The organism is Mycobacterium scrofulaceum (genome assembly GCF_001667885.1).
Taxonomy (GTDB): Bacteria; Actinomycetota; Actinomycetes; order Mycobacteriales; family Mycobacteriaceae; genus Mycobacterium; species Mycobacterium scrofulaceum_C.
Map to the genome: position 1 here is coordinate 71312 of NZ_LZJW01000042.1, position 26273 is coordinate 97584.

The window sequence follows — 26273 nt, forward strand, 5'->3', positions numbered from 1 at the left end:
GGTCCTTGACGGAGGTCAGGCGGTCGGATCGCCGAGGCGCGCCCGCAGCAGGATGCTGCGCACCGCTTCTTCGGCCAGGTCTTCGGGTACCGGACGGCCCAGGCGGGCCATCTCCTCGCGGTTGCCCACGGCTCGCACCTGCCAGCCGTGTTCGGTCAGCCATTCGGCCGCGTCCGAACGGTCCGGCTCGTGATAGGTCAGCGCCTGGACATTGACGTCCAGGCCCAGTCGCTCACGCATCCGCACCCAGCGCGCTGAATTGCTCCGCTTGTTCAAACCGAACGCCTCGATGGCGACCCGGCTGCCCGGGGCGCTCAGGGCGGTGAACATTTCGAACAGGCGATCTTGCGCGTCGCTCGGCAGGTATGGGAGCAGGCCCTCGGCCAGCCAGGCCGTCGGTTCGGTGCGGTCGAATCCCGCCGCTGCTAAAGCGGCCGGCCAGTCGTCACGCAGGTCGACGGGGACGGTGCGGCGGCTGGCGGTGGGAGTCACGCCGTGCCGCTGCAGGACTTCGGTCTTGTACTCCAGCACCTTCGGCTGGTCGATCTCGTAGACCGTGGTGCCGTCCGGCCAGTCCAGGCGGTAGGCCCGCGAGTCCAGGCCCGCGGCAATGATGACCACCTGCCGAATGCCGTCCCGCGCGGCGTCGTCGAAGTACTCGTCGAAGAAGTGCGTGCGAACGGCCTGGTAGTCGATGCCGATGCGGTGCGCGCGGCGGCCGTGCTCATCGCCCTCGAGCCAGGCCAGCTCGGGATCGGCGAGCCGCTCCCAGGCCGGGCCGGCGGACGACACCAGGACGCGCGCGAACTCGTCGCGGATCAGCGGGTCACGCCCGGCGGTTTCCGCCGCGCGCGCTGCCGCGACGCCCAGCGCGGTGGCACCGACAAGTTCGGTGATGGCCCAGCTGTCGCCGGCAGATCTCAGGGAGGGCGGTAACGACTCGTCCAGATCAGTCATGACCTGACCATGGTACCGGGATAAGTTAGTTAGCCTATACGCTTTGTGCGCAACTTCACTGTCGGTCGCGGCGCCTAGGCGTTGGACCGCCGGAATGCCCCCTCGAGGAGCCGCCGCATCATTCCGGTGATGGAAAGCAGCGCGTCCGGGCCTTGAACGAAGCCGGCGTACAGACCCACCCCGCACATCAGCACGAGCAGCGCCTCGATCAACGCCGGCGCGTCGACGTCGGCGGGCACCTCGCCGCGCTCCATTGCGTCATTGACGACGCGAACGAGGAATTCCCGGCAGATCCGCACGGAGTCGTTGTCGTTTGTTCTCCATTCCGGGTGCCGCTGCGACTCGAGCACCCCGGAGATAATCAACGCCGACCCGGCGGGATTCTCCGAATTGGCACGCACCGCGGCGGAGATGAATGCGGTCAACTGCCCCGCCAGTGTGGTCTCCCGCTGGGCCTCTCTGATTCCGGCTCCGATGATGGCTTCGTTGGTTTGCTCCAACAGCTCCCGATACAAGACCCGCTTGCTGGAGAAGTAGTGGTTGATCGCCGGCCGGGTGAGGTCGGCGCGGGCCGCGATGGCCTGGAACGTCGCCCCGTCGTACCCCCGCTCGCTGAACACAAGGCGAGCTGCCTGCATGATCCGCTGTCGCGTCTCATCGGCCTTTGCGGCTGGGGGGCGTCCTGGCCTGCGGCTCACCCCTGAAGACATCGTTAAAGTGTGCCATTGCCATGGTGTGGCATTAGCGCATTTGGCGGAATGCTGCCGAACTTTCCAGCCTGGTAGTCCTGCATCGCCTCGACCAATTCCGCCCGTGAGTTCATCACAAAAGGCCCGTAGTGGAATACCGGCTCGCGAATGGCTTGGCCGCCCAGCAGCAACACATCCATGGCGGTCGTGCGCGACGATTCCTGCGCCTGGTCGGCCCCCACGGTGAACCGATCCCCGGGGCCCAGCACGGCCAGTTGGCCCTGCCGGATCGGGTGTGCGACCGGACCGACGTAGCCGCTACCCGACAACACGTAGACGAGCGCGTTGAAGTCGCGACGCCACGGCAGGTTCAGCCGGGCGCCATTTTCGATGGTCGCGTGCGCGAGAGTGATTGGGGTGTGGGTGATTCCGGGCCCCCGGTGACCGTCGACCTCGCCCGCGATGATGCGGACCAGCGCCCCGCCGTCCTCGGAGGCGATCAAGGCCGCGTCGCCACCTTCGATGGCCTGGTAGCGCGGGGGCGCGAACTTATCCCGCTTGGGCAGGTTCACCCACAGCTGGATGCCGTGAAAGAGGCCGCCGCTGTCGACCAGTTCCGCGGGCGGCGTCTCGATGTGCAGGATCCCCGAACCGGCGGTCATCCACTGCGTCGCACCGTCGGTGATCAGCCCGCCGCCACCATGGGAATCCTGGTGGGCGAATTTGCCGTCGATCATGTAGGTGACCGTTTCGAACCCGCGGTGCGGGTGCCAATCGGTGCCCCTCGGCTCACCCGGTTGGTACTCGACCTCGCCCATTTGGTCCATGTGCACGAAGGGATCCAGCGCCGCGGCGCTGACCCCGGCGAACGCCCGGACGACGGGGAAGCCCTCCCCCTCGTAGCCGCGGGGTCCGGTCGTGATCGATCGGACCGGCCGTTCGGTCTCGGTGGGGGCGGCGGCGCCGACCCGTGGCAACGTCAGCGTGTCGGCGGTGATGGCGGGCATAATGACCTCCCTGAATCGGAACTATCCGTATAACCGGACCGCAGTCCAGTTATTCCCGGCGACTCCCCGCGCGAACAGACGGTTGCGTAGTGCAATATTTGCTCTGGGGAATGGTCGGCCGGACAGCCCGATCGGTTGGGCGGTCGCCGGGCAAAGCGACGCTGCCGGGGGAAGGATGCGTGGATGGGGCAAAAACCGACGGCGGCCGCTCCCGTTCGGACCACCCGGCCCGTCTCCCGGGCGGTGGGTCAGCTCGCGGGGTGGCTGCGCGCAAACCGGCTCGGCCTGTTCTGCGTGGCAGTCGTCGTCGGCCTCGGCGCGGGGCTTGGCGCGGTGGCATTCCGCTACCTGATCTTCGGTTTCACCTGGCTGGCGACGGGGCACGACGAGTTCGGTCAGGACGGTTGGGTGGGCAGCGACCACCTGCCCTGGCTGGGGATCGGCTTCTTCGTGGTCATCCCCGTGGTCGGCGGGTTGCTGTACGGCCCGTTGATCTCGCGGTTCGCCCGGGAAGCCCGCGGCCACGGCGTTCCGGAAGTCATGATTGCGGTGGCCGAGAACGGTGGCCGCATCCGTCCCCAGGTGACCGTAGTCAAAGCGCTGGCCTCCGCGCTGTGCATCGGCACGGGTGGCTCGGTGGGCCGCGAGGGGCCGATCGTGCAGATCGGGGCGGCCCTGGCGTCCGGCTTCGGTCAGTGGGTGCGGATGCCGGAAAACCGGCTGCGGGTGCTGGTGGCCTGTGGCGCCGCGGGCGGGATCTCGGCCACCTTCAACGCCCCCATCACCGGGGTGTTTTTCGCCGTCGAGCTGATCCTCCGGGAACTGTCCGTCGAAGCGGTCTTCACCATCATGTTGTCGTCGATGGTGGCCGACGTGGTCGCCCGCGTGTTCTTCGGGTCCGCGCCGTTTCTCACACAGTTACCCGCCGGGATCGAGCTGGACCACATTGCCAACTACCTGTTGATCGCGGCCCTCGCCGCGATCGCCGGGCTCATCGGCATCGTCTTCAAAAACATCCTCTACAAGACCGAGGACGTGTGCGATCGGGTGTGGGGTGGGCGTCCGGATTGGGCCCGGCCGGCCGTCGGCGGGATCGTGCTCGGCTTGCTGTTACTGGCGGTCCCGCAGCTGTACGGGGTCGGCTACCCCGTGATGTACGCGGCCTTTGCCGGGCACTATGCGCTGTGGCTCTTGGTGCTCCTGGCCGCCGGCAAGATGCTGGCCTGCAGCCTGACCATTGGGATCGGCGGGTCGGGCGGGGTGTTCGCCCCTTCCCTGTTTGTGGGGGCGACCTCCGGCATGGCTTTCGGGTTGTTCGTTCAGCACGTCATCGGCACCGCCGTCGGGCATCCCGCCCTCTACGCCATCGTGGGCATGGGCGCGGTGTTCGCTTCGGCCGCCAGGGCGCCGCTCACCGCACTCGCCAGCACGGTCGAGATGACCGGGGATTTCACCTTGACTCTCCCCGTCATGCTGGCTGTGGCCGTCGGCACCACCGTGTCCCGCAGCGTCTCCTACGGCACCATCTACACCACCAAGCTGCTGCGCCGCGGCATTGACATCGACCGTCCCAAGCCGACCCACGCCTTCGACGACCTCACCGCGGCGGACGCGATGCACCGGTTCGGTGTTCCCCTGGATCTGACCCATGCCACCGCCGACACCGGAGCCGACCTGACCGCCCTGCTCGGCCCGGTCACCCGCGTCCGCGAGCCGCAGGCGCTGTTCGCCAATGACAGCCTCGCCCAAGCCCTGCGCCAGCTCGTCCTGTTCGGGCGTGACGGGCTGCCGGTCATCGATACCGACGCCCAGTCCGTTCAGGGCTGGCTGACCAATCAGAACGTGTTGCGTGCGGTCGCCGCGTCCTTCACGGACATGCCCCGGGACGCGCATCCGACAACCCCGGAGCACGACCCGCACAGCGAATTGGACGGGTACTGCATCGTCGAACACACGCTCGGCGCGGATTCGATGGCCGTCGGCCGACTCCTGGGCGAGCTCGACTTTCCGGACGGTCACCTGCCGGTGTCCGTCCTGCACAACCGACAACTCACCGATGCCGACGCCAAGTTACGGCTCACGGTGGGCGACCGGATAAATGTCCTCGTGCCCAAAAATGGTGCCGCCCAGAACGGGCCCTCGCCCGCCTAGGAGCTGCGAGCGGTACTCGCCGCGTCTTTCTCGGTGGTCGAGCCCTCGTGGGTCAGCTGGCCGCCGGCGCTCTCCAGGTGCGCCCGCACGAACCACTGGAACTTCTCGAGGTTGCCGGCCTGGTCGATCAGCAGGTCCTGCGTCACCGGGTCGAGCTCCTCGGTCTCCTCGATGTACTTGCGGATGTCTTCGATGACGCCGGTGTAGACGAGGTCGAGCGCCGCGAGGTGGGCCTGGACGGTATCGCGGCCGACTGAATAGTCGTCCCAGGTGCGGTCTTTGATGATGGCCCCTGGCGTGCCCTGCGGCGAACCGCCCAGGGCCGCGATGCGCTCGGCGACGTCATCGGCGAAGCCGCGGACCGCGTCCACCTGCGGATCGATCATCTCGTGGACACCAATAAAGTTGGGCCCCACCACATTCCAGTGCACGTGCTTGAGCGTCAGGTGGAGGTCGTTGTAGGTGCTCAGTTGTTTTTGCAGCAGTTCGGTCAGCCGCGCTCCCTGTTTATCGGTGAGCCCCGGGATGGTGAACTGTGTCATCGATTTCCTCCGTTTCGCACACGGTCACATATTCGGGGTTGGTTACCCGATGGCCGTTGCTGAAAACCCGGGGCCGACGAGGTGATGACCACGTTTAGAGATCGCTGATGTGCTGCACGGGGAGCCGGGCGCCGCGCCGCGGTTCATACGCGAGACCGCTGGCCTCGAGCAACCGGACCACCCGGTGGCGGTGCGGCCGCATGGGCTCGAGCAGTTCGAGCATGCCGGCGTCGTCGACCGGACGGCCGATCAGCGTCCAGCCGATCATCTTGGGGATGTGATAGTCGCCCACCGAGAGCGCGTCGGCGTCACCGAACGCTCGTTGCGCCGTCTCGGCGGCGGTCCATTCGCCCACGCCCGGCAACGACATCAACGCCTCGCGGGCCTGCGCGGCAGGACGGGACGCCAGCCTCTCGAGGGAAGCGGCCCGCTGCGCGCACGTCACCACCGTTCGCGCTCGTCCCGGGTCGACGTTGGCGCGATGGAACTCCCAGGACGGGATGTATCGCCACGCCTCGGCCGAGGGCGGCACCCGCATCCTGGCCGGCGCCGGTCCCGGGGCGGGTGACCCGTACTTGGACACCAGCAGGCGCCATGACCGAAACGCGTCGGCACCGGGCACCCGCTGCTCGATGATCGCGGGAATCAACGCCTCGAGCACCCGCCCGGTGCGGCCCAGGCGCAGGTGTGGGACCCGGCGGTGCGCGGCGGCGACCGTCGGGTCGTGCGGCGTGAAATCCGAGGCGTCGTCCTCGAGGCCGAGCAGCGCGGGCAGCCCCTCCACGAACTCCGGCGCCCCGCCTCCCCAAGCGACGCAGTAGGCCGCGTTGGCGGCGGCCCGGCTGATCCGTGCGGTGACGGGTCCGGTGGGCAGCAGGCTGGTTCGCCAGATCGCGCCGTCCCCGGACGACTGAAAACACGGGTCGCGCGGCCCCCGGCGAAGCGGCGCCAGCGTGTGGCCGAAGCTGACCGGCCCCGGGAACGTGACAGTGCGCGCGCTCTCCACCGACCGACTCTCCGATTGACCGTTAACGATGTGCCAAGTCAATATTGCGATGTGATGACGCCGTTCGATGACCCACAGGGCGAACTGGCTTGGATGTTCCTACAGAGTACGAGCGACGGTGGCGACCTCGACGAGGGCTTCACCCTGCTCAGCGACGACTTCACCTACTGGACGCTGCTCACCCGCTCCTCGTGCGACAAGGAGACGTTCCGGCGGGCGATCGAGCGACGCAAACAACAACTCGAGCTGACCATCGACCTGGTGCGCTGCGTCAACGAGGGAGAGACCGTGGTCGTCGAGGCGCAGGCCAGCGGCACCACCACCGGCGGCGTCGAATACGACAGCCCGTTCGTCTGCATCTTCGACACCCGCGACGGGCTGATCGTCTCGATGCGCCTGTACAGCGACACCCGGGCACACGAGGCCGCGCTGCCCGGGTGGACTTATTAGGACGCCGACACGCTGATTTCGGCCTTGTTCGGGTAGAAAGCCACATGCCCGGCGATCGCCGCGACCGCCGGATAGGGCTGCTCATACGTCCAGATGACGTCCTCGACGGTGTCACCGGCCGAGCTCGTCACGCTGTAGTAGCTGGCCTCACCCTTGAACGGGCAGTAGGTGCTGGTGTCCGTGCGGGTCAGCCGGTCCTGAACCACGTCGCTCATCGGAATATATTGCACCGCAGGCAAACTGGCTTCGCGCAATTCCAGGGCGGCCGTCGTGTCGGCCACCAGCTCGCCGTTGACGCGCACCTGCACCCGCCCCTTCGTGGTCTCGATGGTGATCGGGTGGCCAGCGCTGGGCTCTTTGATTTCGGGGTGGCTCATGGTCTCCTCCTAGACGCCGATGAGTTGTGCAACGCGAGCCGGCGCCCGAGGCTTCCCGATCAGTCGGGTTGGGCGGCCGGGCTGGTCTTCCGGGGGTTGCGCATGGCGGCCCAGAACCGCGCCGCCTCGCGGATCGATTCCTCGACCGGGCGCGGCTGCCAGCCCAATTCCCGCTTCGCCTTGCTGCTGTCCACGGGGGCTTCGGCGCGCATCATCCGCACGGAGGCCAAACTGAGCTCGGCGTCCTTCCGGGTGAGCCGCGCCTTGAGCGTGCCGGCCGCCGCCAGGGCGTAGAGCATGGGGACGGAGATCGACCGTTGCGGCGGCGGCACCCCGGCCTCGTCGGCCGCGATGCGGACCACGTCGTTCAGCGCGATCATCCGTTCGGACACCAGGTATCGCTCACCGATGCGCCCGCGCTCGGCCGCCAGGATCATCGCCCGCGCGGCGTCGTCGACGCCGACGACTTCCAGCTGAATGCCGTTCATCAGGAAGGGCAGCTTGCCGAACACCGCACCGGCGATGAAGGCGCCGTGCGGAGTGCCGCCCCAGTCGCCGTTGCCGTAGGTCGTCGACACGCACATCGCGATGGCGGGCAAGCCGGCCTCGGCCACGTACCGCAGCACCAGATTCTCGGCGTCCAACCGCGACTGGACGTAGGGAGTCAGCCGGCGGGACCGGATCACGTCGTCCTCGGTCGCCACGTGCCCATGTCGCCGGCCGACCGTCGTATAGGTGCTCGTGAAGATGAACCTGCGTAGGTCAGGTTGGTTGACGGCGACGTCGAGAACGTTGCGCAGGCCGTCGACGTTGGTGCGGAACAGCGGCGTCGGGTCGCGCAGCCATGCGCGGGTGTCGACGACGCAGTAGTAGACGTCGTCCACGCCGTCCATCGCCTCCCGCAACGTCGCGTCGTCGAACACGTCCCCGTGGAACCGGGTCAGCTCGAGGTCGTCGATGGAACGGGTGTTGGCGTTCGGGCGCACCATCGCCCGAACCGGCAATCCGTCGGCCACGAGCTGGCGGGTGACGTGCGAACCCAGAAAGCCGTTGGCGCCGATGACGAGCTTGGGCTTGGTGGTCACTGGGCTCCCCCGTTCTCCTGCATCCACCTAGCCGCGTCCTCGTCGAGCGTGCCCAGCGCCTGGGCCTTGCGGCACCACTTCAGCCCGGCCCGCAGGAAGCGCAACGGGTTATAGATGTCTTCCTGGCGGCGCCACAACCCGTCCCCCGCGTACGTGACGATGGAGATGTTGGTCGCGCTGATGACGCTCCCGTCGCCCGGATCGCGCATGGGGTTGTCCAGTTCGCAGATGATCCGGCCGGTCGGCTCGTCGATGACGGACCACAGCGAGGGGAACGCCACCATGTGGCTGCCGGGGTACGTCGTCATCGTCCGCTTGATCCACTGGCGTACCTCGTCGCGGCCGTGCATGGTGCCGGCCGCGTGCTCGACGTACTCGACGTCGGGTGTGTACTGCTCGACCCAGGCGTCCCAGTCGTGCGTCTCGGCGGCCCGGGCCACCGTCTGCTCGAACTTCTCGAAGGCGGCGGACAGTTCGCTGCGGGAGAACGTAGGAGTCGTCATGCTGCGGCACTTCGGAAAATCGTCGCGACGTTGCGGCTCATCGGCGGAGTGTAGCCTGGGCGGCATCGTGGCGGGCTAGGAGGACGAGCAATGGCAACCGAAAAAGCGATACTCGCCGGCGGCTGTTTCTGGGGCATGCAAGAGCTCATCCGCAAACAGCCGGGTGTGGTTTCGACGCGGGTCGGTTACACCGGCGGTGACGTCCCCAATGCGACCTACCGCAACCACGGCACCCACGCCGAGGCCATCGAGATCGTCTACGACCCGGCGGTCACCGACTACCGCACCATGCTCGAGTTCTTCTTCCAGATCCACGATCCGACAACGAAGGACCGGCAGGGCAACGACCGTGGACCCAGCTACCGGTCGGCCATCTTCTACCTCGACGAGGAGCAGAAGCGCATCGCGCTGGACACCATCGCCGATGTCGACGCGTCGGGGTTGTGGCCCGGCAAGGTCGTGACCGAGGTCAGCCCGGCCGGGGATTTCTGGGAGGCCGAGCCCGAGCACCAGGATTACCTGCAGCACTACCCGAACGGGTACACCTGCCACTACATCCGCCCGGGCTGGAAACTGCCGCGGCGGGCCACCGCCGGCCAGTAGGCGGGCCCGGCTCAGCGCCGGTGCACCACGATCCGGCCGCCGTCTTTGGGCGTGTAGGCAACGCCGCGGCCGTGCCACCGCTCCCCGGGCGCCGTCGTGGTCTCGATGGTGAAGTGGCGCAATACCGTTCGCAGCACGACGTCCATCTCCATGTTGGCGAACGCCGCCCCCACGCAGCGCCGGGTGCCACCGCCGAACGGGATCCACGCGAAGGCCGACGGCTTGGTCCCGATGTAGCGTTGCGGATCGAAGCGCTCCGGATTCGGGAAGACGTCGGGGTTTTCGTGGATCTGCGCGATGCTCACCAGGATTGACATGCCGCGGGGGATGACCCACTCCCCGAGCTGGTAGCGCGGAGGGTAGACGCGCCGGGCGGCGAAATCGATCACCGTCCGCGCCCGCTGGACTTCCAGGATGGTGGCCTGGCGCCATTCCTGTCCGTCGCCGTCGGCCTCTTCGGCCAGGGCGGCCAGCACGTCCGGGTGGCGCGTCAGTCGCTCGAACGCCCAGCCCAGCGTGGAGGCCGTCGTTTCGTGACCGGCAGCCAGCAGCGTGAGCAGCTCGTCGCCGATGTCCTTGCGCGACATCACCGAACCGTCGTCGTAGGTGCTGCGCAACATCAGCGCGAGCACGTCGCTGCGCTCGTCGAAGTTCGGGTCGGCGCGCTCGGCTTCGATCAGCCTGTCGATGACGGCGTCATACCGGCGGCGCCACTCGTCCAGGCGCCCCCACGGGGTGAAGCGCCCGTAGTTGCGCCGCGGTTTGGGCATGGTCGCCATCCGCGAGCCCAGCGTGACCCACGGCGGGATGAGGCGGCGCAGCTCGTCGAGCTCGGCGCCTTCTGCTCCGAAGACGGCGCGCAGGATGGCGTTGAGCGTGATGTGCATCATCGACGGTAGCGTCGGAAACGCCTCACCCTCGCGCCAGCCTGCGGTCTCCCGCAGGGTCTCTTCTTCGATGATCGATTCGTACTTCTTCATGCTCTTGCCGTGGAAGGGCGGCGCCAACAACCGGCGGCGCCGGCGGTGGTCTTCGCCGTCGAGCGCGAACACGGACCCCGAGCCGAAGAGCCGGCTCAAGTTGGGCTGGATGTTGCCGAGCTCGTCGGGGCTGGTGGTGAAGATCTGCTTGGCCAGCTGCGGGTCGGCGACCACCACGACCTCGCCGTACATCGGCAGGTTCAGCGTGAAAACATCGCCGTAGCGGCCGGCGAGCCGCTGAATCATCCCGCGACGCGACACCGCAAAACCCAAACCCTGCAACATCTTTGGCAGCCGGGCCGCCGGGGGCAGCCTGACGGCGGCGGAGGCCGCGGGGGCGGTGACGAGTTCACTCATGGCGGGCTGCTCCCCTATTCTCCCCGGAAATCCGGGGTGGTACCGCGGTGTACCAAGACCTTTGCCGTTACGGTACTCTGTAGTACCAACCTCTGACAAGAGGGGCGTGCCTGACGGAAGGGGCCGGCCGTGACTTCAGCGGCGACAACGACTGACGAAGCGGTCGTTGGAGATCCGTTCCGGCTGAGGTTGCTCGACGGCCTCGCCGCCTCCATCGCCGAGCGCGGCTACCGCGCCAGCACCGTGGCCGACGTTGTCCGTCACGCCCGCACGTCCAAGCGCACCTTCTATGACCAGTTCGCAAGCAAGGAAGAGTGTTTCCTGGAGCTGCTGGGGTCCGATATTGAAAGGCTCGGCGAGTGCATTGCGGCGGCCGTCGATCCGGAGGCCGACTGGCATGAGCAGATAGGCCAGGCGGTCGAGGCGTACGTCAGCTACATCGAGTCGCGGCCGGCCATCACGCTCAGCTGGATTCGGGAGCTTCCCTCGCTCGGCGCCGCGGCCCGCCCGGTGCAGCGTCGTGGGCTGCAGCTGCTGTCCAGCCTGCTGATCGACCTCAGCGCCAGCCCCGGCTTCCGGCGGGCCGCGCTGCCGCCGCTGACCGCCCCGTTGGCGGTCATCCTGCTCGGCGGGCTGCGAGAACTGACCGCCCTCGCGGTCGAGGACGGAAAACCGGTGCGGGGCATCGTAGAACCGGCCGTCGACGCCTCCATAGCTCTGCTCGGCCCGCGACACTAGGGTCGATCGCAGACATCCAACCGAACAAAGGACCTTGCGATGCGGCTATCGACCCGGAACCAACTCACCGGGACCATCACCGAGGTCGACCTCGGCAGCGTGATGGCGATCGTGAGGGTCAAGCTCGACGGCGGTGAGCAGATCGTCACGTCCTCGGTCACCAAGGACGCCGCGCTCGATCTCGGGCTCAAGGCCGGGCAGCCGGCGACCGTCTTCATCAAGTCCACGGAAGTCACCATCGGGGTCGACTAGCCATGGCGTCGACGATGCGCGCCGAGCGCTTCTACGCGGACACCAAAACCGTTGCACTCGAAGACGTTCCGATTCCCGAGCCGGGCCCCGGCGAAGTCCTCGTCAAGGTCGCCTTCTGCGGCATCTGCCATTCGGACCTGAGCCTGATCAACGGCACCTTCCCGGCGCAGCAACCCGTCGTGACCCAGGGCCACGAGGCGTCGGGCACCATCGCGAAACTCGGCCCGGAGGTGACCGGCTGGGACGAGGGTGACCGCGTGGTCGTTCCCGCCGGCCGGCCGTGCCAACGGTGCGCGAACTGCCGCCGCGGCGATGTGGTCAATTGCCTGCGGATTCAATTGATGGCGTTCGCCTACGACGGGGCGTGGGCCGAATACACCGTGGCGCAGGCGACGGGCCTGACCCGGGTGCCCGACAACGTTCCCCTGGAGCAGGCCGCGATCCTGGCCGACGCGGTGTCGACGCCGTTCGGGGCCGTCGTCCGGACGGGAAAAGTCGCGGTCGGTGAGTCGGTCGGCGTGTGGGGCGTGGGTGGGGTCGGCACCCACATCGTCCAGCTCGCGCGGCTGGTCGGCGCCGCGCCGATCGTCGCCGTCGACATCAATCCCGCGGTGCGGGAACGGGCGTTGAGCCTCGGTGCGGACTACGCGTTCGACTCCCGTGACGACGGACTCAGGGACGGCATCGCGGAAGTCACCGGCGGGCGGCTTCTCGATGTGGCCTTCGACGCCGTCGGGCTGAAGGCGACGTTCGAGCAAGGGCTCGACTGCCTCACGCCCGGCGGCCGGCTGGTGGGCGTCGGGATGAGCGCGGAGGCTCCGACCGTCGGCCCCACCTCGCTGTTCGGGTTGACCCACAAGCAGGTGCTGGGGCACTTGGGCTATCAAAACGTCGACATCGAAACGCTGGCGAAGTTGGTTTCGGCTGGGCGCCTTGACCTTTCAAAGTCGATCAGCGCCATCGTCGCCCTGGAGGACCTCACCGAGGGCATCGAGATGCTCGAGCACCAGGACGGCAATCCCATCCGGATCCTGGTGCGGCCCTAAGCGCGCCGGCGCTTAACCCTCGCCGCGCAGGAAGGTCCGCACCCGGTCGAGCACCAGCTCCGGGCGCTGGTCGATGATCCAGTGGCCGGCGCCGTCGACCAGCTCCACTTTGAAATCGCTGATGTGGTCGGCGTACCCGTCGGTGAGGTCGGGAGTGATCACCGGGTCTTGGGTGCCGGTCAGCCAGCGGACCGGCACCTCGACCCGCGCGTCGCCGTACTCGCCGCGCATCCAGCGCAGCATTTCCCCGGTCTGGAAGCTGCGGTACCAGCGCGAGCCGGCTTCGGCATGGCCGGGCTGAAGCATGCATTCGGCGTACACGCGCAGATCGTCCTCGGGCAGCGCGAAGCCGCCACCCACCCACGACCCCAGCAGGCGGCTCGTCCTCGAGTTGAGATTGCGGATCATCCGCGGGCCGACGACGGGCAACGAGATCGGGATCTGATACCAGAGCCGCCAAATGTTGCGCACCGCACCCAGATCGCGCTTCACCCAGGGCGCCACCGTGTTGATGCCGAAGAAACCGGTCACCTTTTCCGGGTGGCGCAGCATCATGATGAACGCGGCCGGTCCACCCCAGTCGTGGGCGACGAGCTTGACCGTCGCCACGCCAAGCCGATCCAGGACGGCCGCCAGATCGTCGGCCATCTCGGTCTTGGTGTAACTCGAGCGTGGCGCCGAGCTCCAGCCCGCGCCGCGCAGGTCGGGGCACAGCACGCGATAGCCGTCGGCGGCCAGCGGCCCGATCAGGTTGTGCCACTCCCACCAGTTCTGGGGGAAACCGTGCACCAGCATGACCGCCGGTCCTTCGGCCGGGCCCGCGTCCGCGACGTGGATCGTCACACCGCTTCCGAGCTCGACATACCTGTGTTCGACACCGTCCAGCGCGGGCATAGTGACCATGCATCCAGAAGGTAGCCGCCCGCCGCGGGTTAGGCCAGAAACCGCTCGACATATGGCGCGAAGCGGCTGCGCAGATCGGCCTCGTCCAGCCCGAACATTGCGCAGGACGTCACGACGTTCCCCAGCCGGCCGCGCCGATGGCCCGCCAGGTATTCGTCGATCGCCGTACCGGCTTCATCGCCGAACGGCTCGCCGGCCAACGCGTACACCCGGTTGGCGACGCCGGTTTCGTCGGCCATGAAGTCGTCGAACCGCACGTCGATCGAGCGTTCCGGCCCGATGGTGTCGCGATCGCGGACGAGCGCGGTCAGCATGTCGTCCAGGCGGTCGATCCACGATGCCGCGATCTCCTCCACCGGGACCGGCGAGCGGTGCATGCGTGCCGAGTAGGTGATCATCGCGATCATCGACAGCGCCACCGGCACCGGGTCGCGGTGGGTGAAAACGACGATGCTGCCGGGGAAGACGCGGTTCAGCACCGGCACCTGCTCGAGGTGCTGGGGCGACTTGAGCAGCCAGCGCCGGCCACCGCGCAGGAACTGCATGGCCTTGAGTTGCCGGGCGAGGTATTCGTAGTGCGGCGTCTGGTCGTGGGCCTGGTAGTAGTCGCGCCAGCGCGGCACGTGGGCCAGCGTCTCGAACAGCATCGTCGAGAAGTCGTTGGCCAGCAGCTGGATCTCTTCGTGGACGTGCTCGGTGGTCATTTCGTGCATCAGCGGGAAATAGGGCATCACGGTGTTGATCACGCCGACGGCGACGTCCATCCGCGCCCGCCGCGGATCCGGGTCGATCCCGGCCTCTGCCGGCAGCGGGAACGGTTCGACGCTTTCCCAGTACGGCATGGTGCGGAACGTGGGCGGGGCCGCCAGCAGGTTGTGCAGGTGGGTGGTGCCGGTGCGCGGCAGCCCGGCGATCACCACCGGTGGTTGCAGCTCGATGTCGTCGATCTCGGGGTGCCGCCGCACCAGGTCGGTCAAGAGCAGCCGGTTCTTGAGCAGTTGCAGCAGTTGCCCGTAGAAGTTGACGGTGCCCGCGTCGTGGCGGCCGTCGATGTCACGCAGCGCGGCGAGGTAGACGTCGAGCCGCTCCCGGTAGTCGGGCGGGCCGAAATCGTCCAGGCCGGTGTCGGCCGAGGCCCGGGCATGCAGCGCGTCGGCATCCAGGGGGCAGTCGCGCGCCAGCGAGGCCATCATGTCGAGGATTTGCTGGGCCTCGGGGCTGAAGCGGGGCTGGGCGAGGTCATCGAGGCGAACGGCGTCGGTCACGGCGACTTATGTTACTCTCGGTTTCGTAATGGTAGTGGATTTTGGCCGGCCCCGTGACCCACGCATCGACGGCGCGGTGCTCAACGCGACCGTGGAACTGCTCGCCGAGACCGGCTACACCGGGCTGCTGGTCTCCGCGATCGCCGAACGCGCCGGCACCAGCAAGCCCGCGATCTACCGCCGCTGGCCGAGCAAAGCGCACCTGGTCCACGAGGCGGTGTTTCCCATCGGCGCCGCCACCGAATTGCCCGACACCGGGTCACTGCCCGAAGACCTGCGCGAAATGGTCCGTCGCTCAATGACTTTCCTGACGACTCCGGCCGCCCGGGCCGCGCTGCCCGGGCTGGTGGGCGAGCTGGCCGCGGACCCGACGCTGCATTCGGCCCTGCTGGAGCGGTTCGCCGGCGTCATCGGCGGCGGGCTCGCCGAACTGCTGGAACGCGCGGCGCGCCGTGGCGAGGTCCGGCCCGACGTGAGCGCCACCGAACTCACCGACGCCATCGCCGGCATCACGCTGATGGGCCTGCTCACCCGCGTCACCGAACTCGACGACGGGTGGATCGATCGCACAACCACGTTGCTCCTGAAGGGAATCCGCGCATGACGCACGAGACGACGGCCGCGTGGCAGGAGCTACTCGGCACCCTGGGGACCCTTGACCGTTCCTTCCTGGAGGGTGACCGCGCGGTGACCGACGACCGGCACGTCGCCGACGGTTACCGCATGCTCGCCAGCACGCTCGGCGTCGCCTTCGACACCTACCTCTTCACCGAACCCGGCCGGCCCCAGTTCGTCGCCGTGAACACACCGTTCCGCCGGGACCGGCGCTGGGGCGGCGACAACACCGACGCCTACTACTACATCTGCCCGGTCGACCCGTGGCGGCGCTACCGCATCAGCGGCAACAAGGGTGACAGCGCGTACTTTTCGGTGACCGCCTACAACGAACCGTCGCCGGGCGCGTGGTCGGATCGGGTGGTCGCAATCGTCCGGGACAGCGACCTGGACATCGACGGTGACGGCAACTTCACGTTCGAGCTCGGCCCCACGCCCGGCGCCGCCGTGTTGATGACCCGCGATTACCAGGCCGACCCGCTGACCGGCCGGCCCGTCACCTGGCGGGTCGAGGCGCTCGACGAACCCGACCCGATCCGGCACGGGGATGCCGAGACGGCCGCGCGGTTGCGGGCGGTCTCGACCTGGCTGCGCACCATGTTCGCCATCGTGCCGCTGGCCGTCGGGACGCGGGCCGAGGACGAGCACGCGCTCGGGCACGAAACCGCGCACGCCGCAAACGAATTCGCCGACCCATACCAGGTGCCCGACGCCAACTTCGGCTGGTCGGCGCGCGACGCCTGCTATTCCTACGGCAGTTTCGTGCTCGACGAGGACGAAGCGCTGGTCATCACGCACCGCCCTCCGGCATGCAGGTTCTGGAATCTGGTGGTGTGGAACCAGTTCATGTCCACGTTCGGCGCGGCCGACGCCCGCTGCTCGATCAACGGCCACAGCGCCGCGCCCAACAGCGACGGCACGGTGACGGTGGTGCTGTCCCGCGGAATGACGGCCCACCCGAATTCGCTGACCACGCTCGACTATCCGCGCGGCAACCTCGCGTTCCGGTGGTTCCTGGCCGACGGTGTGCCGGGGCGTCCGGAGGTGCGACTCGTCAAGGCGACCGACGCGCCCACGACAGTTCGCTAACGCCCGGACCGCCGAGCGTGTGGCCTAGGTACGAAATCGCCGGCGAATCCATCCATAGCCCCCACAGTCGAGGTTCAGCCGACCTCCCCAACCAGCTCGATGGCCCGGCCGAGCGTGCGAAGCTTCGCCTCCACCGTGTCACCGGCGGGATACAGCCGCACGGTGTTCACCCCGGCGTCCCGCCACACGGTAAGCCGGGCGCGGACCATCTCCTCGGTGCCGATCAGCGTGGTGGCCAACACCATCTCGTCGGTGATCAGTGCGGCCGCGGCGTCACGGTCGCCGCGCTGCCAGCGCTCGCGGACCTCTGCGGCGATGTCGGCCCAGCCTTGCCGGCTGTAGGCCTGGTTGTAGTAGTTCGTGCTGGACGAGCCCATGCCGCCCAGGCTGAAAGCGAGTTCCTTCTTGCGGCCCGCGACCATGCCGCGCAATTCCTCCTCGTCGCCGGCGAAGGCGACTTCGGCGCCCTGGCAGATGTCGAGGTCGGCGCGCGTGCGGCCGGCGGCGGCCAAGCCTTCGTCCAGGTGCGAGAAGTACGCGTCGCCGGCGCCCTCCGGCACGAAGCTGGTCCCCAGCCACCCGTCGGCGGTCCGACCGGTCAACCGCAGCATCGCCGGTGACAGGGCGGCCAGGTAGATCGGGATGGGGTGTTCGGCCCGCGCCGACAGCCGCATCGGCACTCCCTCGCCGCCGGGGAGCGGAATGTGAAATTGGTTGCCGGAGTAAGACACTTTGCCTCCGGCGAAGACCTGCCGCACGATGTCGACGGTTTCGGAGATGCGCGCCAGCGGCCGGCTGAACGAGACGCCATGCAGGCCCTCGATCACCTGGGGGCCGGACGCGCCCAGCCCGAGGAGGAAACGCCCGCCCGACAGGTTGGACAGTGTGATGGCGGTCTGGGCGACCATGACCGGCGTGCGAACGCCGACCTGCAGGACACCCGAGCCCAGGAGCACCCGCTCGGTTCGCGCCGCGAGGTAGCCCAACGCCGAGGGCGCGTCGGAGCCCCAGGCCTCGGCGACCCAGCACACGTCGAGGCCCAGCTTCTCCGCTTCGACGACGAAGGCCGCGGTTTCACCAGCGCCGCTGGACAACTCGACCGTCGTCGCGGTTCGCATCAGCGCACCCCGTGCTCGGCCAGCCTCTTGATGGCCGCGAGCGTCTTGCCGATCGCGGCCTCGAATTCGCGCATCCGCACGAACACGATTTTCTGCTCCTTGTCGGGCATCGACTCGATGGCCACCGACAGCCCCGAACGTCCCGGTCCCATCTGCATCCAGTAGCTCAGCGCCGTGCCGCCGTCGCGGGAGGTCAGCCTGAACCGCCACATCGCCGCGGGATTGTCGGGTTCGCCTACGGCCCAGGCGAATTCACGCGGCTCGTCGCACGAGACGATCTGGGAGGTGGTGCTCCATCGCCCGAAGGCTTCGTGCTCGTTGTGTCCGGTGAAGCGGGCGCCCACGCGCGGGGCGTCGGCGCCCTCGGCCCACTCCACGGCTTGCAGCTCGTTGCTCAGCGTCGGCATCAGCTTGATGTCGGAAACCAGGCCCCACACCCGGGCCGGATCGGCATCAATCCATGTCGATGCCTCGACCGTTGGTTTGTCCGCGTAGCGCGCGCCGGTCCATTCCACGCAGCCCATTGTCCCCCGCGCGCAAGGCCCGGTTTGCGCGTGGGGGACGGGGCGGCCGTCAGGCGGCCGCGGGCACCGGATCGGCCTGGCGGCCGGCGGCGGTCTTGCGCAGCACGGAGTCGGGGAAGGTCAGCCGGACGATCTTGCGGACGACGGTCCCGAACTGCCGCGGCAGCGGGCCGCGGTTGTACGGGATGCCGTAGCGCTCGCAGATCTCCTGCACCTCGGGCGCGATCTCGGCGTAACGGCGCGCCGGCATGTCCGGGAACAGGTGGTGCTCGATCTGGTGGGACAGGTTGCCCGACAGCAGGTGGAAGAGCTTGCCGCCGGTCAGGTTTGCCGAACCGAGGACCTGGCGGAAATACCACATGCCGCGGGATTCGTCCTTGGTCTCCTCGACGGTGAATTCCTGGGTGCCGTCCGGGAAGTGGCCGCAGAAGATGATCATGTACGACCACACGTTGCGCATCAGGTTGGCCGACAGGTTGCCCGCGAAGACGAATGGGGCGAAGGGCCCGGCCAGCAGCGGGAAGGCCACATAATCCTTCAGCGTTTGCCGGCGCGTCTTGCGCCAGATGGCGCGCAGCACCTCGCGCTTGTCCGCGAGTTCGATCTCGCCGGAGCGGATCCGCTCGGTCTCGAGTTCGTGCAGCGCGACGCCGTACTGGAACAGCACCATCAACAGGAAGGCGTAGAGCGGGTTGCCCAGGAAGTAGGGCTCCCAGCGCTGATCTTCGCTCATCCGCAGGATGCCGTAACCGATGTCGCGGTCCATCCCCACAATGTTCGTGTGGGTGTGGTGCATGTAGTTGTGCGAATGCCGCCATTGATCCGCCGGGCACGCGGTGTCCCACTCGAACGACCGGCCGGAGATGGTGGGATCACGCATCCAGTCGTATTGACCGTGCATGATGTTGTGGCCGATCTCCATGTTGTCCAGTATCTTTGACAATCCGAGCATCGTGGTTCCCAGCAGCCAGGCGGGCGGCAGGAAGAGCAGCGCGCGGCCGCCGACCTCCAGCGCGCGTTGGGCCTTGATGACGCGGCGAATGTAGTCGGCGTCCTCGGCGCCCAGGCTGGCCATCACGCGCTCCCTGATGGCGTCCAGCTCGCGGCCGAACGCGTCGGCCTGTTCGGGGGTCAAGGTAATTTTGTTCTGTCTCATGGCTTTTCCTCTCGGGAACTTCTGGCGACTCAGAGGGATAGGTCGACGTCGCCGACGGGGACGGACACGCAGATCTGCACGTCTTCGTCGGGCAGGGTCGAGACGGCGCCGGTGATCAGGTTGCGCACCGTTCCGGCGGTCTTGCGCCGGGTGCAGGTGTGGCAGATGCCCATGCGGCAGCCGTTTTCGGGTGACAGGCCGGCCGATTCCGCTTGTTCGAGCAGCGGGCGTCCGTCGTCGACGACATCGATCCCGCTGTCGGCGAAGGTGACGCGGCCGCCCGACGGGTTGGCGGGTGCCTCGAACGACGGCGGCACGAAGCTTTCGGTGTGGACGTTGTCGCAGTGATTACGCACCGCTTCGACCAAAGGCGTTGGGCCGCAAACGAAGACCGCGTCGGGTGACGGCATGGCGGCTTCCAGGTGCGCGGCGCCGAACCGGCCGGCGAGATCGCCGCCGCCGGACCGGGTGTAGCCGTGCAGCACGCGGACGCCGGGCAGGGCCGACAGCTCGTCGCGGTAGCAGGCCTCGGCCGGGGTGCGGGCGTAGTGGATGAACGCGATCTCGCCGGGATGTTTCTCGGCCAGAAGTGTGCGCAGCATCGCCATGACCGGAGTGATGCCGCTTCCACCGGAGACGAAGAGGATGCGGCGCGGCCGCTGGGGTCCCCGCGCGGGCAATATGAAGTCGCCGCCGACACCCGCCAGTTCGACCACCATGCCGCGGCGGGCGTGCTCGTACAGATAGTTGGAGACCAGGCCGCCGTCGTGCCGGCCGATGGTCAGCTCGAGGGTGGCCGCCCCTTCGGCGTTGGCCGGCGAATAGCAGCGGGTGTGCCGGCGGCCGTCGATCTCGACGGCGAGGTTGACGTACTGGCCGGCTTGGACCGTCCAGGCGGACGTGAAGCTCTCGTTGGGCGCGAGGGTGAGGGTGACGCTGCGCGCGGTGGTGCGGCGCACGTCGATCACCTTCGCGCGGGCCTGGCCCAGCGTCCAGGTCGGCGCCACCAGCTCGGTGTAGCGGTCGACACCGTGCGGGCCGGTGAGCAGGTCGAGGAGGTCCGAACCCAACACTCGCTTCCGAAGAGTCCGGGCGAGGGCTCGACTGGGAGTGGTTTGAGTGAACATATGTACACCGTGCTGCCCCACCACCCGGTCAGTCAAGGGTTTACTGCTGCTCTGTGGTAGGGTTCACATAGTGAACAGCCGTACTCCTAGCTCACGGGTGCGCGGTTCTGGTCGCGAGCGCGTGCGCGAAAGCCGGTCGCGTGAGGAGCGCAAGGAGGCGACCCGGCGCGCCATCATTGCCGCGGCCCTGAAGCTGCTGCAGGACCGCAGCTTCTCCAGCCTGAGCCTGCGCGAGGTGACCCGCGAGGTCGGGATCGTGCCGGCGGCGTTCTACCGGCACTTCGAGTCGATGGAGGCCCTGGGGCTGGTCCTGATCGACGAATCGTTCCGCAGCCTGCGCGACACCCTGCGCGACGCGCGGGCCGGCAAGCTCGACCCGAACCGGGTCATCGAGTCGTCGGTGGAGATCCTGGTCGCCAGCGTCGCGCAGCGGCGCGAACATTGGCGGTTCATCGCGCGAGAACGCAACAGCGGACTGAGCGTGCTGCGCTATGCCATCCGCACCGAAATTCGGTTGATCACCTCGGAGCTCGCCACCGACCTGGCGCGCTTCCCGCGGCTACACGAGTGGACCACCGAGGATCTCAACGTGCTGGCGACCTTGTTCGTCAACGCGATGATCGTCATCGCGGAGGCGATCGAGGACGCGCAGAGCGCCGAAGCGCTGGAAGACATCCGGCGGATCGCCGTCAAGCAGCTGCGGATGATCGCGATCGGGATCGCCGGCTGGAAGAGCACCCCCTAGCGGACGCCCGACCGCCGCACGCGCAGTGAACAGTCGAACACTGGCCGCATCACTCCGTCGTCTGGGTGAAGTCCGGCTCCACGGTCTCGTCGACCACCTCGTACAGCGACTCACCGTCTTCGGGCGCTCCGTCGATCTGGCCCCGATGAGCGCGTCCGGGCGGACCGTCGGCGGGCACGCCCACGCCCGGCATGTCGGGTGAGACGTCGGGCACCTCCTCGGCGAGCCGGGCATCCAGGGATTCGCCCTCCCGCTCTTCCCGGGCCGTCATGCCGAAGCGGTTGGCCTCGCTCCAGTCCTCGGGCGGGTCGACCACGATGTCACCGTCGTCGTTGTGAAGTTCGTCGGAATCGGTGCCTTCGCTTGCGTTCAGGGTGTCACCGGGCCCGCCTTCCTCCGGGAAGTCCGCGGGATCAACGTCGGCTTGCGGGTTTTCGCTCATGCGGAAACGGTTGCCCGCCGGATTGGGGGGCTAAACGCTACCGCGGCGAGCGCCACATCGCCCACATCGTGGGGCCACCGTCGGGCAACACCAGCTCGCGGGTCACCGTGAAACCGAAACGCTCGTAGTACGGCACATTTTCGGGCTTGCTCGACTCGAGGTAGGCCGGACAGTATTCGGCGTCGCAGCGGTCCAGCCGGGACCGCATCAGGGCCTGGCCGAAGCCCCGGCCGCGGACCGACGGGTCGCTCCCGATCGCGGCCAGATACCAGTGCGGCTCTTCGGGATGTGTGCGCTTCATCAGTTCCTGCACGCCGCGCGCCCTCGTCGCGCGCAAGCCGAACACGCGCAAGAAGGTCGGGGTCATCGCCAGTTCACCCAGGCGCGTCTCCCGCCAACGGTTGGGGGGATCCCACAGGGCCGCCGCGCCGATGCCCGGACCGTCGCTGGCCACCTCGACACCGCCGCAGCCCAGATGATGGTGGCGGGTCATCGTGGCGAAGACCCGGTGCAGGTTCGCGGTGCGCGCCCTGTCGTCGGGCAGTAGCCAGGTCATCACCGGGTCGTCGTAGAAGGCACGCGCCAGGGTGCGTGACAACTCGCGGACATCGGCCTTCCGCGCCGGGCGCGCCTGGGGAGTCACCCGAGTCAGGTTAGCGGGTGAACACATCCGGGGTGTCATCGCCAACGCGGTGGGTACGTTATTTCGGTGACCGGCGTTTCGCGGCGCGTATTCGGGCGGGCGGCCGCCGGTGCGGGCCTGCTCGGCACCGCCGGGCTTGGTGCCGGGTGCGGGCGGGCGGGCACCGACCACGCGGCGCCCGCCGCCCCACCGCCGCCAGCGGCCAAGCCGGTGGGTCTGGTGCTTTCGCACGAACAGTTCCGCACCGACCAGCTCGTGGCGCAGGCCAAGGCGGCCGAACAGGCCGGGTTCCAGCACGTCTGGGCCAGCGACCATATCCAGCCGTGGCAGGACAACGAGGGCCATTCGATGTTCCCGTGGCTCACCCTGGCGTTGGTCGGCAACGCCACCAGCCGCATCTCGTTCGGCACCGGGGTGACCTGCCCCACCTACCGCTACCACCCGGCCGTGGTGGCGCAGGCCTTTGCCTCGTTGGCGATCCTGTATCCCGGACGGGTGTTCTTGGGAGTCGGGACCGGGGAACGGCTGAACGAACAGGCGACCACCAACGCGTTCGGCAAGTACACCGAGCGTCACGACCGGCTGGTCGAGGCGATCAGCCTGATCCGCCAGTTGTGGAGCGGATCACGAATCTCGTTCGCCGGCCGTTACTTTCAGACCAACGCGTTGAGGCTTTACGACACACCTGCCGCCCCAACGCCGATCTTCGTGGCGGCCAGCGGGCCCAAAAGCGCGACCATCGCCGGTCAATACGGCGACGGTTGGATCGGTCAGGCGCGCGACGTCACGAGTCCGACGCTGCAGGCGGCGTTCGGTGCGGGCGCGCGGGCCGCCGGCCGCGACCCGGGCGGCCTGGGTAAGCGGGCCGAGCTGTTCGCGGTCGTCGGCGACACCGCCGAGGCGACCGCCGCCGCAGACCTGTGGCGGTTCACCGCCGGCGCCGTCGACCAGCCGAATCCGGTCGAAATCCAGCGCGCCGCGCAGGCCAACCCCATCGACAAGGTGCTGGCCAACTGGACGGTCGGAACCGACCCGGCACCGCACATCAAGGCCGTGCAAACGATCCTCGACGCGGGCGCCGTCCCGTTTTTGCATTTCCCGCAGGGCAATCCGCTGACGGCCATCGAGTTCTACCGCACCAACGTGTTGCCGAAGGTGCATTAGCTCGACGTGGGCTCGACCTCGGGCTGAATGTAGACGACGCGCACCGCGGGCACCGTCTCCCGGACGCGCGCCTCGGCGTTTCGGATCACATCGGCCGCGGCGGCGAATTCCTCCTTCGGCCCGAACACGACCTTGGCGGCCACCACCATCTGATCGGGGGCGAGGTACTGGGTGCGCAGGTCCAGCACGGAATCGACGTGCTGCGCTTGTTGCAGGGCACACCGAATCATCTTGCATTGGCTCGCCGTGGCGCCCTCGCCGATCAACAGACTGTGCGTCTCTATGATCAAAACCACGGCGATGACGGCCAACAGGGTGCCGATGCCGAGCGTGCTGACGGCGTCCCACAACGGGTTTCTCGTCACGGCGGTCAGCGTGACGCCCGCAAACGCCATGCCCAGACCGAGCAGCGCGGCGCTGTCTTCCAGCAGCACGACGGGCGGCTCGGGTGCACGGGAATTGCGAACGAACTGCCACCAGTTCTCGGAACCCTTCAGCCGCTTGGACTCCCGCCGCACCGTGCGCAGGCTGAAGCCTTCCAAGACCGCGGCGACGACCAGGATCGCGATGGCGACGGCGGGCGCGGTCAACGGCTCGGGATGCGAGAGCTTGCGGAACCCCTCGTACAGGGCGGCGACAGCGCCCAGCACGAACACCAGGAGTGCCACAACGAAGGAATAGAAATACCGGCTTCGCCCATAACCGAACTGATGCAGGGCATCCGGGCGCCTGAGCGCCGCATGTTTGCCGACCAACAGCAGCGATTCGTTGATCGTATCGGCAAGCGAATGAAGCGATTCCGCGAGCATCGCCGAACTCCCGGTCACCAGGAAGCCGACGAATTTGGCCGCCGCGATCCCCGCGTTGGCGGCGAACGCCACCACAACAGACTTGGTCGTGCCGTCGCCCGCCATCGCGTAGAGCTACCCCCGGCGGGACGGGGCGAAACGATCGATGTTTTGCCACAGCCACACTCGAAGCTCAGCGCGGGCCGGCCCGTTTCAAGGCCGTCGCCCCGGGTATCCGCAGGCCACTTCGAGTCATAAGCCCAACTGGAAGGCAAGGCATGGACGCAATCACTTTTCTTCGCCAGGACCATAAAAGCGTGCTCGGTCTGTTCGAGACGCTCGACGGGGCGCCGTCGGGCTCGGGCGCCGAGGCGAGCGGCCTGGAGACCGTCGTGAACAATCTCATCATCGCGGAGTCACAGCACGAAGCCATTGAGGAGCAATTCTTTTGGCCGGCGGTGCGCGATGCGATCGGCGACGGAATCGTCGACAAGGCGCTCGAGCAGGAGCAGGCCGGCAAGAAGCTGTTGCAGCGCCTCGAGGACGGCAAGCCCGGCGAGCCCGACTATCACGAAGCGCTGCAGGAGTTCGTCAAGGCGGGCCGCGAACACATCGCCTACGAGCAGGACGTGGTGTGGCCGCAGGTCGAGCTTGCGATCAGCCGTGAAGATCTGGAGAAGATCGGCGAAAAGCTGGAGCAGGCAAAGAAGATCGCCCCGACCCGTCCCCACCCGGGTACGCCGCCGAACCCGACGGTGCTGAAGACCATGGGAATGGGCGCGGCGGTCGTCGACCATGTCCGCGATGCGCTCACCGGGCGCGCGGAGGACAACCCGCCGGATCCTCAGGTCAAGTAGCGAAAGACTCGACGGCCGGGCGCTGGATCGCCAGCGCCCGGCCTTCTTGTCCTTGAATCAGCTTGTGGGCGTGTGCTGTTCGTGCGTGAAGGGCTTTTCGGCCTTGATCGCGGGCGAACCCTGGGGGTTCTGCTGTGCGCCCTGGTTCTGGCGCGTGCTGCCCCCCAGCCACTGCTGTTCGGGCTTTTCGACGTACTCCCACTCGACGCCCTCGGGCCACGGCCCCTGACCCTGGTTCCACGGGCCGCGGATCGATTCGCCGTTGCCGTTGGACATGTTGAACGCGACGTTCTGGAAGCGCGGGTCACCCGGCAGCTGCCCCGGCGGGAAGTTCACCGGAAGCTCGTTCAGCGCCGCGGTGAACTGTTGGTAATGCGCCACCTCGCGCGTCATCAGAAAGTTGAGGGTGTCCTGCACGCCGGGGTCGTCGGTGTACTGCTTGAGGTACTCGTACACGATCTTGGCGCGCGACTCGGCCGCGATGTTGTTGCGCAGGTCGACGGTCGGGTCACCGTTGGCGTCGATGAAGGCGCCGGTCCAGTTGTTCCCGCCGGAGTCCTTGACGTCCGGGCCACCACCGCTGAGCACCAGGAACAGCGGGTTGATCGACACCGAGTGAATGATGCTGTCGCGCCCGTCGCCGCTGGCCACCGCCGGCATCCAGTCGCACTTCTCGTGGGCGATCTTCAGGTTGTCGTTGAGACCGTCGAGCAGCATCGTGATCATCGAGCCGACCATCTCGAGATGACTGAGCTCCTCGGTGGCGATGTCCATGAAAAGGTCGTACATTTTCGGGTTTTTCTGTCGCAGCACGAAAGCCTGGGTGAAGTACTGCAACGCGGCGGTGAGTTCCCCGTTCGCTCCGCCGAATTGGTCCATCAGCAACGTCGCGAACCGTGGGTCCGGCCGGTCGACGCGGACCTCGAATTGAAGATCTTTGTTGTGAACGAACACTGGGTCTCCCTTGGCTTGTCGAGAAGGTTATGGTGTCGCCGGGTACCCGCGGCCTGTGTCACCAAACGGCCGCGGCAGCAACTCCTAAACCGTCACCGAGGGTGCCCGTGTGACGCGCCGGGGGTGCATCATGGACAATC

General features: G+C 67.7%; 30 protein-coding genes. 11 read left to right on the forward strand and 19 right to left on the reverse strand.

Annotated features, from left to right (window positions below; translation table 11 throughout):
• Nucleotides 1-15: 15 nt before the first annotated feature.
• From A5681_RS05225 to A5681_RS05235, 3 genes are all read right to left on the reverse strand, one after another.
• Nucleotides 16-957 carry a class I SAM-dependent methyltransferase gene (locus A5681_RS05225; RefSeq protein ID WP_067270111.1) on the reverse strand — a complete coding sequence of 314 codons (942 nt, stop codon included), beginning with the start codon at nt 955-957 and terminating at the stop codon, nt 16-18.
• A 74-nt stretch (nt 958-1031) separates the two neighbouring features.
• Complete coding sequence (locus A5681_RS05230) at nt 1032-1667, reverse strand: TetR/AcrR family transcriptional regulator (RefSeq protein WP_067270113.1); 636 nt, start codon at nt 1665-1667, stop codon at nt 1032-1034.
• A gap of 2 nt (nt 1668-1669) precedes the next feature.
• Nucleotides 1670-2653 (reverse strand): pirin family protein, encoded by a 984-nt coding sequence (locus A5681_RS05235; protein ID WP_067270115.1) that lies wholly within the window; start codon nt 2651-2653, stop codon nt 1670-1672.
• A gap of 183 nt (nt 2654-2836) precedes the next feature.
• Between A5681_RS05235 and A5681_RS05240 the strand changes: the two genes are divergently transcribed.
• Nucleotides 2837-4804 carry a chloride channel protein gene (locus A5681_RS05240; protein ID WP_067270117.1) on the forward strand — a complete coding sequence of 656 codons (1968 nt, stop codon included), beginning with the start codon at nt 2837-2839 and terminating at the stop codon, nt 4802-4804.
• Here the strand turns inward: A5681_RS05240 and dps are convergent.
• Both dps and A5681_RS05250 read right to left on the reverse strand, forming a co-directional pair.
• Entirely contained in the window at nt 4801-5346 is a 546-nt protein-coding gene (gene dps / locus A5681_RS05245; protein WP_067270127.1) for a DNA starvation/stationary phase protection protein Dps, read from the reverse strand. The two genes, A5681_RS05240 and dps, sit on opposite strands and share 4 nt — an antisense overlap.
• A 94-nt stretch (nt 5347-5440) precedes the next feature.
• The gene (locus A5681_RS05250) at nt 5441-6352 is read right to left on the reverse strand and encodes a DNA-3-methyladenine glycosylase family protein (RefSeq protein WP_067270129.1); all 912 of its coding nucleotides are present in this window, start codon (nt 6350-6352) and stop codon (nt 5441-5443) included.
• 51 nt (nt 6353-6403) lie between these two features.
• Between A5681_RS05250 and A5681_RS05255 the strand changes: the two genes are divergently transcribed.
• Entirely contained in the window at nt 6404-6802 is a 399-nt protein-coding gene (locus A5681_RS05255) for a nuclear transport factor 2 family protein (protein WP_067270131.1), read from the forward strand.
• Here A5681_RS05255 and A5681_RS05260 read toward each other — a convergent pair.
• From A5681_RS05260 to A5681_RS05270, 3 genes are read right to left on the reverse strand one after another with little or no spacing between them, the layout of a single operon-like run.
• Complete coding sequence (locus A5681_RS05260; protein ID WP_067270133.1) at nt 6799-7179, reverse strand: DUF427 domain-containing protein; 381 nt, start codon at nt 7177-7179, stop codon at nt 6799-6801. The genes A5681_RS05255 and A5681_RS05260 overlap by 4 nt on opposite strands.
• Before the next feature lie 59 nt (nt 7180-7238).
• The gene (locus A5681_RS05265; RefSeq protein ID WP_067270135.1) at nt 7239-8264 is read right to left on the reverse strand and encodes an NAD-dependent epimerase/dehydratase family protein; all 1026 of its coding nucleotides are present in this window, start codon (nt 8262-8264) and stop codon (nt 7239-7241) included.
• Nucleotides 8261-8767 (reverse strand): nuclear transport factor 2 family protein, encoded by a 507-nt coding sequence (locus A5681_RS05270; protein ID WP_067270137.1) that lies wholly within the window; start codon nt 8765-8767, stop codon nt 8261-8263. The genes A5681_RS05265 and A5681_RS05270 overlap by 4 nt, the downstream gene beginning before the upstream one ends.
• 90 nt (nt 8768-8857) lie before the next feature.
• Here A5681_RS05270 and msrA point away from each other — a divergent pair, with 90 nt between their 5' ends.
• The gene (gene msrA / locus A5681_RS05275; protein ID WP_067270139.1) at nt 8858-9370 is read left to right on the forward strand and encodes a peptide-methionine (S)-S-oxide reductase MsrA; all 513 of its coding nucleotides are present in this window, start codon (nt 8858-8860) and stop codon (nt 9368-9370) included.
• Nucleotides 9371-9381: 11 nt separating this feature from the next.
• Here the strand turns inward: msrA and A5681_RS05280 are convergent, their stop codons facing one another.
• Nucleotides 9382-10707 carry a cytochrome P450 gene (locus tag A5681_RS05280; protein WP_067270141.1) on the reverse strand — a complete coding sequence of 442 codons (1326 nt, stop codon included), beginning with the start codon at nt 10705-10707 and terminating at the stop codon, nt 9382-9384.
• A gap of 129 nt (nt 10708-10836) precedes the next feature.
• Here A5681_RS05280 and A5681_RS05285 point away from each other — a divergent pair, with 129 nt between their 5' ends.
• Genes A5681_RS05285 through A5681_RS05295 form a run of 3 tightly spaced genes read left to right on the forward strand, consistent with a single transcriptional unit; the run spans nt 10837 to nt 12743 of the window.
• Nucleotides 10837-11445 (forward strand): TetR/AcrR family transcriptional regulator, encoded by a 609-nt coding sequence (locus A5681_RS05285; protein ID WP_067270143.1) that lies wholly within the window; start codon nt 10837-10839, stop codon nt 11443-11445.
• Nucleotides 11446-11484: 39 nt separating this feature from the next.
• Nucleotides 11485-11697, forward strand: a complete 213-nt coding sequence (locus tag A5681_RS05290) for a TOBE domain-containing protein (RefSeq protein ID WP_067270145.1) — start codon at nt 11485-11487, stop codon at nt 11695-11697.
• 2 nt (nt 11698-11699) lie between these two features.
• A complete protein-coding gene (locus A5681_RS05295) occupies nt 11700-12743 on the forward strand; it encodes a zinc-binding dehydrogenase (protein ID WP_067270147.1) in 1044 nt (347 codons plus the stop codon).
• Between the two features lie 12 nt (nt 12744-12755).
• Here A5681_RS05295 and A5681_RS05300 read toward each other — a convergent pair whose 3' ends face one another.
• The gene (locus A5681_RS05300) at nt 12756-13646 is read right to left on the reverse strand and encodes an alpha/beta fold hydrolase (protein WP_067270148.1); all 891 of its coding nucleotides are present in this window, start codon (nt 13644-13646) and stop codon (nt 12756-12758) included.
• A gap of 29 nt (nt 13647-13675) precedes the next feature.
• Nucleotides 13676-14911: a sulfotransferase family protein gene (locus tag A5681_RS05305; protein ID WP_067270150.1), complete on the reverse strand. Its 1236-nt coding sequence runs from the start codon at nt 14909-14911 to the stop codon at nt 13676-13678.
• Between the two features lie 28 nt (nt 14912-14939).
• On the opposite strand from A5681_RS05305, the gene A5681_RS05310 reads away from it, so the two are divergent.
• The gene (locus tag A5681_RS05310; RefSeq protein ID WP_067270153.1) at nt 14940-15515 is read left to right on the forward strand and encodes a TetR/AcrR family transcriptional regulator; all 576 of its coding nucleotides are present in this window, start codon (nt 14940-14942) and stop codon (nt 15513-15515) included.
• Nucleotides 15512-16615: a DUF1214 domain-containing protein gene (locus A5681_RS05315; RefSeq protein WP_067270155.1), complete on the forward strand. Its 1104-nt coding sequence runs from the start codon at nt 15512-15514 to the stop codon at nt 16613-16615. The genes A5681_RS05310 and A5681_RS05315 overlap by 4 nt, the downstream gene beginning before the upstream one ends.
• Nucleotides 16616-16689: 74 nt before the next feature.
• Here the strand turns inward: A5681_RS05315 and A5681_RS05320 are convergent, their stop codons facing one another.
• From A5681_RS05320 to A5681_RS05335, 4 genes are read right to left on the reverse strand one after another with little or no spacing between them, the layout of a single operon-like run.
• Entirely contained in the window at nt 16690-17733 is a 1044-nt protein-coding gene (locus A5681_RS05320; protein ID WP_067270157.1) for an LLM class flavin-dependent oxidoreductase, read from the reverse strand.
• Nucleotides 17733-18257, reverse strand: a complete 525-nt coding sequence (locus A5681_RS05325) for an SRPBCC family protein (RefSeq protein WP_197498510.1) — start codon at nt 18255-18257, stop codon at nt 17733-17735. Before A5681_RS05325 ends, A5681_RS05320 begins: the two co-directional genes overlap by 1 nt.
• A gap of 49 nt (nt 18258-18306) precedes the next feature.
• On the reverse strand, nt 18307-19413 hold the full coding sequence (locus A5681_RS05330; protein WP_067270159.1) for a fatty acid desaturase family protein: 1107 nt from the start codon (nt 19411-19413) through the stop codon (nt 18307-18309).
• A gap of 29 nt (nt 19414-19442) precedes the next feature.
• Nucleotides 19443-20540, reverse strand: a complete 1098-nt coding sequence (locus tag A5681_RS05335) for a ferredoxin reductase (RefSeq protein ID WP_067270161.1) — start codon at nt 20538-20540, stop codon at nt 19443-19445.
• Between the two features lie 97 nt (nt 20541-20637).
• Between A5681_RS05335 and A5681_RS05340 the strand changes: the two genes are divergently transcribed.
• A complete protein-coding gene (locus A5681_RS05340; RefSeq protein ID WP_197498511.1) occupies nt 20638-21285 on the forward strand; it encodes a TetR family transcriptional regulator in 648 nt (215 codons plus the stop codon).
• Between the two features lie 49 nt (nt 21286-21334).
• On the opposite strand, the gene A5681_RS05345 is transcribed toward A5681_RS05340, so the two are convergent.
• Nucleotides 21335-21727 carry a hypothetical protein gene (locus A5681_RS05345; protein WP_067270165.1) on the reverse strand — a complete coding sequence of 131 codons (393 nt, stop codon included), beginning with the start codon at nt 21725-21727 and terminating at the stop codon, nt 21335-21337.
• A 37-nt stretch (nt 21728-21764) separates the two neighbouring features.
• Nucleotides 21765-22370 (reverse strand): GNAT family N-acetyltransferase, encoded by a 606-nt coding sequence (locus tag A5681_RS05350; protein ID WP_067270166.1) that lies wholly within the window; start codon nt 22368-22370, stop codon nt 21765-21767.
• A 66-nt stretch (nt 22371-22436) separates the two neighbouring features.
• Here A5681_RS05350 and A5681_RS05355 point away from each other — a divergent pair, with 66 nt between their 5' ends.
• Nucleotides 22437-23534 (forward strand): F420-dependent hydroxymycolic acid dehydrogenase, encoded by a 1098-nt coding sequence (locus tag A5681_RS05355; RefSeq protein WP_067270167.1) that lies wholly within the window; start codon nt 22437-22439, stop codon nt 23532-23534.
• Here A5681_RS05355 and A5681_RS05360 read toward each other — a convergent pair.
• Entirely contained in the window at nt 23531-24448 is a 918-nt protein-coding gene (locus A5681_RS05360) for a cation diffusion facilitator family transporter (RefSeq protein ID WP_067270168.1), read from the reverse strand. The two genes, A5681_RS05355 and A5681_RS05360, sit on opposite strands and share 4 nt — an antisense overlap.
• 152 nt (nt 24449-24600) lie before the next feature.
• Here A5681_RS05360 and A5681_RS05365 point away from each other — a divergent pair, with 152 nt between their 5' ends.
• Nucleotides 24601-25179 (forward strand): hemerythrin domain-containing protein, encoded by a 579-nt coding sequence (locus tag A5681_RS05365; protein WP_067270169.1) that lies wholly within the window; start codon nt 24601-24603, stop codon nt 25177-25179.
• 57 nt (nt 25180-25236) lie between these two features.
• On the opposite strand, the gene A5681_RS05370 is transcribed toward A5681_RS05365, so the two are convergent.
• Entirely contained in the window at nt 25237-26133 is an 897-nt protein-coding gene (locus tag A5681_RS05370; RefSeq protein ID WP_067270172.1) for a manganese catalase family protein, read from the reverse strand.
• Nucleotides 26134-26273: the final 140 nt, after the last annotated feature.